Origin of the sequence: Aeromicrobium sp. (assembly GCF_032084975.1) — a bacterium.
Taxonomy (GTDB): Bacteria; Actinomycetota; Actinomycetes; order Propionibacteriales; family Nocardioidaceae; genus Aeromicrobium.
This window is the reverse complement of the sequence record NZ_DAMDLR010000061.1, coordinates 1-5,894: the sequence shown is the minus strand read 5'-3', so window position 1 is coordinate 5,894 and position 5,894 is coordinate 1. Positions and strand designations below refer to the sequence as shown.

General features: G+C 72.7%; 6 protein-coding genes and 1 pseudogene. 5 read left to right on the top strand and 2 right to left on the bottom strand.

Annotated features, from left to right (window positions below):
- Positions 1–639, bottom strand: a 639-nt coding sequence (locus RT323_RS12895) for a hypothetical protein (RefSeq protein ID WP_313409112.1), incomplete at its 3' end; no start/stop codon positions are given.
- Positions 640–712: 73 nt separating this feature from the next.
- On the opposite strand from RT323_RS12895, the gene RT323_RS12890 reads away from it, so the two are divergent.
- Genes RT323_RS12890 through disA form a run of 4 tightly spaced genes read left to right on the top strand, consistent with a single transcriptional unit; the run spans position 713 to position 4,623 of the window.
- Positions 713–1,447, top strand: a complete 735-nt coding sequence (locus RT323_RS12890; protein WP_313409109.1) for a hypothetical protein — start codon at positions 713–715, stop codon at positions 1,445–1,447.
- A gap of 47 nt (positions 1,448–1,494) precedes the next feature.
- The gene (locus tag RT323_RS12885) at positions 1,495–2,130 is read left to right on the top strand and encodes a VOC family protein (protein ID WP_313409106.1); all 636 of its coding nucleotides are present in this window, start codon (positions 1,495–1,497) and stop codon (positions 2,128–2,130) included.
- A 41-nt stretch (positions 2,131–2,171) separates the two neighbouring features.
- Positions 2,172–3,521 (top strand): DNA repair protein RadA, encoded by a 1,350-nt coding sequence (radA, locus tag RT323_RS12880; RefSeq protein ID WP_313409104.1) that lies wholly within the window; start codon positions 2,172–2,174, stop codon positions 3,519–3,521.
- A 40-nt stretch (positions 3,522–3,561) separates the two neighbouring features.
- Positions 3,562–4,623 carry a DNA integrity scanning diadenylate cyclase DisA gene (gene disA / locus RT323_RS12875; protein WP_313409101.1) on the top strand — a complete coding sequence of 354 codons (1,062 nt, stop codon included), beginning with the start codon at positions 3,562–3,564 and terminating at the stop codon, positions 4,621–4,623.
- A 110-nt stretch (positions 4,624–4,733) separates the two neighbouring features.
- Here the strand turns inward: disA and RT323_RS12870 are convergent, their stop codons facing one another.
- Entirely contained in the window at positions 4,734–5,483 is a 750-nt protein-coding gene (locus tag RT323_RS12870; protein WP_313409098.1) for a hypothetical protein, read from the bottom strand.
- Between the two features lie 47 nt (positions 5,484–5,530).
- Here RT323_RS12870 and RT323_RS12865 point away from each other — a divergent pair.
- Positions 5,531–5,894: pseudogene (locus tag RT323_RS12865) on the top strand (A/G-specific adenine glycosylase); the annotation flags it as partial.

Sequence of the window (5,894 nt, the reverse complement as noted above, 5' to 3'; positions counted from 1 at the left end):
CGAGGCGAGGACCGCGACGGCGGCGACGACGGGGACCGCCGCCCAGGCGACCAGTGCGGCCGATCGGGGCACGGCGTCCTCGCCCCGGCGAGCCACCGCCAGCGCGACGAGGATGCCGGCGCCGATCGGCCAGAACCGGGCGCCCAGGTGGCTCGCGGGATCGAACGCCCACCACACGAAGGACGCCACGGACAACAGCAGGACCACCGTCGCGATCCCCGTCCACCGCTGCGCGACCCACCGCAGCACGAGGACGAGCACCGCAGCCTGGACGAGCAACGCGACGACCCAGAAGGAGGCGACCGGCGAGTCCGCCGCGACCTCGCGCACGTTCGCCGAGGCGAGGACGGCGACACGCACCTCGCGCAGGGCCGCCTCCCACTCGCGCACGTCCGCCCAGCGCTGCACGGCGACCGCGACGCCCACGAGGACGACCAGAGGGACCACCAGCAGGCGAAGACCCGTGCCGATGACCTCACGCACTGGGCCGCGGGGGTCCACCAGCAGCGCCCGGCCCAGCAGGGCGCCGGCGCAGACCAGCAGGATGTCGGCACCGACCGCGGCTCCCGGCAGGCGACCTGGCCACGCGGTGCCGAGCACCAACAGCACGAGCGCGGCACCCGCGGTGCCGCGCCACACTGATGTCCCTCGTCCCGGTCCGACCACGATTCACCAGCCTAGAGGGGGTCTCCCGGTGCCCTACCCTGTGTCCGTGGCCGAGGTCGACCTGGGATTCCCGCGCTCCTTCGTGGAGTTCGCGAACCCCGACGACCCCACCGAGGTGTTCCGGTGCGATCTCACGTGGTTGACCTCGCGCTGGACCTGCATCTTCGGAGCGGGCTGCCCGGGCATCTACGAGTCCTCGCCCGACGCGGGCTGCTGCACCCTGGGTGCGCACTTCAGCGACGACGATGACCTGAACCGGGTCGCGCAGTACGTCGAGCGGCTCGACCCGACCGAGTGGGAGCTGCACGACGTGGGGCGTCGCGACGGCTGGACCGAGCTCGACGAGGACGGCGAGCGCAAGACGCGTGCCGTCGACGGGGCCTGCATCTTCCACAACTCGCGCGACTTCCCGGGCGGCTACGGCTGCGCCCTGCACGCCCATGCGCTCGCCACTGGTCTCGAGCCGCACACGACGAAGCCCGACGTGTGCTGGCAGCTGCCCCTGCGTCGCGAGTTCCGCGAGGTGGACCCCGGCAACGGCGAGACCTACACGGAGGTCCGGATCGGGGAGTACACGCGCGCCGGCTGGGGACCCGGCGGGGCGGACCTCGACTGGTACTGCTCGTCCAACACGCAGGCGCACGTCGGCGCCGATCCGGTGTGGATCGGCAATCGCGCCGAGCTGACCGCACTCATGGGCGAGGCCGGCTACGCCGAGTTGTCGCGCCACTGTGAGCGGTTCGTGGCCGCCGGCCAGCCCGTCCCGCACCCCGCCGACTGATCCGGACCCGCGCCTCAGGAACAAACCGGCGTGGGCAACAATGCGGTATGCACCTCGACCATCTTTCGTTCGCCGTCGGCTCTGCCGGCCTCGCGGCGACCACGACCGAGTTGAGCGAGAAGTTCGGCGCGGTGTTCCAGGCCGGCGGCGTCCACCCCCGCTTCGGCACCAACAACATGATCCTGCCGCTGAAGAACCGCCAGTACGTGCAGGTCGTCGAGGCGCTCGAGCACCCGGCGGCCGACAAGGCCCCGTACGGCCAGGCCGTCCGCGCCCGCACCGAGCTCGGCGGCGGATGGATGGGCTGGTGCGTGAGCGTCGACGACATCGGGCCCGTGGAGCACCGACTCGGACGTCACTCCGTGCCTGGCAACCGGCACCGCCCCGACGGCTTCAACCTGACCTGGAGCCAGATCGGCGTCAACGGGATGCGCTCGGATCCCCAGCTGCCCTACGTCCTGTGCTGGGACCAGCCCGAGGAGCACCCCTCGACGATGGCGGAGTCCGAGATCGAGCTCGTCGCCCTCGAGATCGCCGGCAGCCCCGAGCGCCTCGAGTCCTGGCTCGGCGAGCCCGCCGTCGGCGCACTGGAGCAGATCGAGGTCCGCTGGGTCGCCCCGAACGGACTGCCCGGCATCCTCGCCGCCGAGTTCAGCACCCCGAACGGGCTCGTCCGCATCTGAGGCGGACGGGTCCTGTCGGACCCGGCTCCTAGGCTGATCCCATGCCGCCCAAGACCGCGTCCGCCTTCGCCTGCACCGAGTGCGGATGGACCACCGGCAAGTGGGTCGGCCGGTGCGGCGAGTGCCAGGCCTGGGGCACGGTCGAGGCCGTCGGCGGCAGCTCGCGCACCGGCCGCACCTCGGCCGGGCCCGTCTCCACGCCGGCCGTGCCGATCGCCGAGGTGACCGCCACCGAGGCCGCCGCCGTCGGCTCGGGCATCCCCGAGCTCGATCGCGTCCTGGGTGGTGGTGTCGTGGCCGGCGCCGTGATGCTGATGGCCGGCGAGCCGGGCGTCGGCAAGTCCACCCTGCTGCTCGAGGTCGCGGCCCGCTGGGCGCGCGCCGGTCGCCGCACCCTCTACGTCTCGGGCGAGGAGTCCGCCGCCCAGGTGCGCCTGCGCGCCGAGCGCACAGGTGCCCTCGCGGACCAGCTCTACCTCGCCGCCGAGACCGACCTGGGCGGCCTGCTGACCCACATCGACGCGGTCAAGCCCAGCCTGCTCATCGTCGACTCGGTCCAGACGATCGGCTCGTCATCGATCGAGGGTGTCCCCGGCGGCGTCACCCAGGTGCGCGAGGTCGCCGCCACCGTCATCGGCCGCGCCAAGGCCGAGGGCATCGCCACGCTGCTCGTCGGGCACGTCACCAAGGACGGCTCGGTCGCCGGCCCACGCGTCCTCGAGCACCTCGTCGACGTCGTCCTGCAGTTCGAGGGCGACCGCACCAGCCGCCTGCGCCTGCTGCGCGCCACGAAGAACCGCTTCGGCCCCGTCGACGAGATCGGCTGCTTCGACCTCGTGGACGCCGGCATCGTCGAGGTCCCCGACCCGACGGGCCTGTTCGTCTCGCGTCACGAGTCCCCCGTCGCCGGCACGTGCGTGACGGTCACCATGGAGGGGCGCCGGCCGCTGTTGGCCGAGGTCCAGGCGCTGACCGTCGCCGCCACCACTCCGTCGCCACGACGATCGTCCAGCGGCCTGGACTCCTCCCGGGTGGCGATGCTGCTCGCGGTGTTGAGCAAGACCGGTGTCGCGCTGGGCAACCAGGACGTCTACACCGCCTCGGTCGGCGGGGCGCGGCTGCACGAGCCGGCCGTCGACCTCGCCGTCGCCCTCGCCGTGATCTCCGCGGCCGGCGGCTCTCCGCTGCCCGGCGGACTCATCGCGATCGGCGAGGTCGGCCTGGCCGGCGAGGTGCGTCCCGTGCGCGGCGTCGAGGCGCGACTGCGCGAAGCCGCGCGGATCGGCTTCACCCACGCGATCGTCCCGAACGGCACCGAGGACTTGTCCCGCATCGGGCTCAAGGTGCTGCGAACCGGAGATCTGGCGTCGGCCCTGCGCGCCCTGCCCTAGGATGAGCCGGTCACGTCGATGACCGAGAACGGGGGATGTCGTGGCAGTTCCGGACCTACGGGCCACGCTGGCTTCCGTCGCGCCCGGAACACCGCTGCGTGAGGGCCTCGAGCGCATCATGCGCGGCCGCACCGGCGCCCTGATCGTCATCGGCCACGACCGCGTCGTCGACTCGATCTCGACCGGCGGCTTCACCCTCGACGTGCCGTTCACGTCCACCGGCCTGCGCGAGCTGGCCAAGATGGACGGCGCCATCATCCTGGACTCCTCGGCCACCCGCATCGAGCGCGCGGCCGTCCACCTGATGCCCGACCCGTCGATCCCCACGACCGAGTCCGGCACCCGCCACCGCACCGCCGAGCGCGTCGCCCGCCAGACCGGCATCCCGGTCATCTCGGTGTCCGCCTCGATGCACACGATCGCGCTCTACCTCGGCGACGTCCGCCACGTGCTCGAGGAGCCCACCACCGTCGTCGGCCGTGCCAACCAGGCCCTGCAGACGCTCGAGCGGTACCGCACCCGGCTCGACGAGGTGTCCGACGCGCTCTCCGCGCTCGAGGTCGAGGACCTGGTGACGGTGCGCGACGTCACCGCCGTCGCCCAGCGCCTCGAGATGGTGCGCCGCATCTCCGACGAGATCGACACCTACGTGCTCGAGCTCGGCACCGACGGCCGCCTGCTCTCGCTGCAGCTGAACGAGCTGGTCGGCGGCGTCGACTCCGAACGCTCGCTGGTCGTGCGCGACTACCTGCCGGCCGGCGCCGAGGACCGCGTCGACGAGGTCCTCTCGTCACTGGCCGACCTCGACTCCGAGCAGGTGCTCGATCTCGGCGTGGTCGCCACGGCACTGCAGATCGGTGACAGCAACTCCCTCGACTCGTCGGTCTCGCCGCACGGCTACCGCCTGCTCGCGCGGATCCCGCGCCTGCCGGGCTCGGTCGTCGAGCGGCTCATCACGCACTTCGGCACGCTGCAGCGACTGCTCGGCGCCAGCCTCGACGACCTGCAGGCCGTCGAGGGCGTCGGCGACCTGCGTGCACGGGGAGTCCGCGACGGGCTCTCGCGCCTCGCCGAGTCCAGCATCCTCGAGCGCTACGTATAAGGGGGCGGGGATCGCGATCCGATCGCGGTCGCACCGGACGTCGCTCGGGGCTCGTCTCGAGCGCTACGTGTAGCTGGCGGCGGAACGAGATCCCGCCGCGAAACGGCTGTTCAGTCCGTCGGAGCCGCGGCTGTGGACGGCGACTTGGGTAGCTTCTTCGTCGGCGCCGACGACGCCGGAGCCGAGGGCGCCGAGCTGGGACTCGCGCTGGGCGCCGTCGTGGGTGCCGGGGTCTCGGGCGCCCGCGGAGTCAGTCTGAACGTGGTCTCGCCGGGCTCGCCGCCGTACGTGCCGATCTTGAGCGTGTAGGTGCCGGCGGGAGCGAAGCCCTCGCTCGTGCCGCAGCCCGTGCCGGAGCCTCGCCCGGTCCATTCGACGGTCGTGACAGTCCCCCACCCGGCAGGGATCGCGACCGACTGGTCGAAGAACGCGGCGCGGCACACCGACGAGTCGTAGATGGGTGCACGCTGCGTGTCGACCACGACGAGCAGCTCGTCGGCGGTGGGCCGGAAGGTGCAGGCCTCACCGTCGAGGGCCGTCACCATGAGGTCGATGCTGACGGGCGCCCCGGCCTCCTGGTCGGCGGCGACCGACGGGACGATCCGGACGTTCTCGGGCTTGCACACCGTGGTGGCGGTCTCGATCGCGACGGGAACCTGGTCGGCGGGCGGCGCCGTGGTGGGCGGGGTCGTGGGGGCGGCCGTGGTGGGCTGTGGCGCCGGGGCCTTCGCCTCGCTGGAGCCGTCGCCGCGCAGGAGCCCGATCACCTGCAGCACGCCCCACACGAGGCCGATGCCGATGGCCAGGACCAGCAGCCGGCGACGCCAGTAGACGTCGCGTCCGACCGGGCCTGTGCTCACTGGTCCACGGTATCCCGGCGCCGACGGCGTGAAAGGATCGACGCGCCATGCCTGCCTCCCCACCCCCGCTCGCCGATCTGCACGAGCGGATCCTCGACTGGTTCGAGGTCAATCGCCGCGCGCTGCCGTGGCGCGATGACCCCGCGCCCTGGAGGGTGATGGTGTCGGAGTTCATGCTGCAGCAGACCCCGGTGAGCCGAGTGCTGCCGGTGTTCGACGCGTGGCTCGAGCGGTGGCCGACTCCGGCCGACCTCGCGCGAGAGCCGGCCGGCGAGGCCGTGCGCGCCTGGGGGCGACTCGGCTACCCGCGGCGGGCCCTGAGGCTCCACGCGGCGGCCGTCGAGATCACCGAGCGGCACGGCGGACGAGTCCCCGGAACGTACGAAGAGCTGCTCGAGCTGCCGGGCGTCG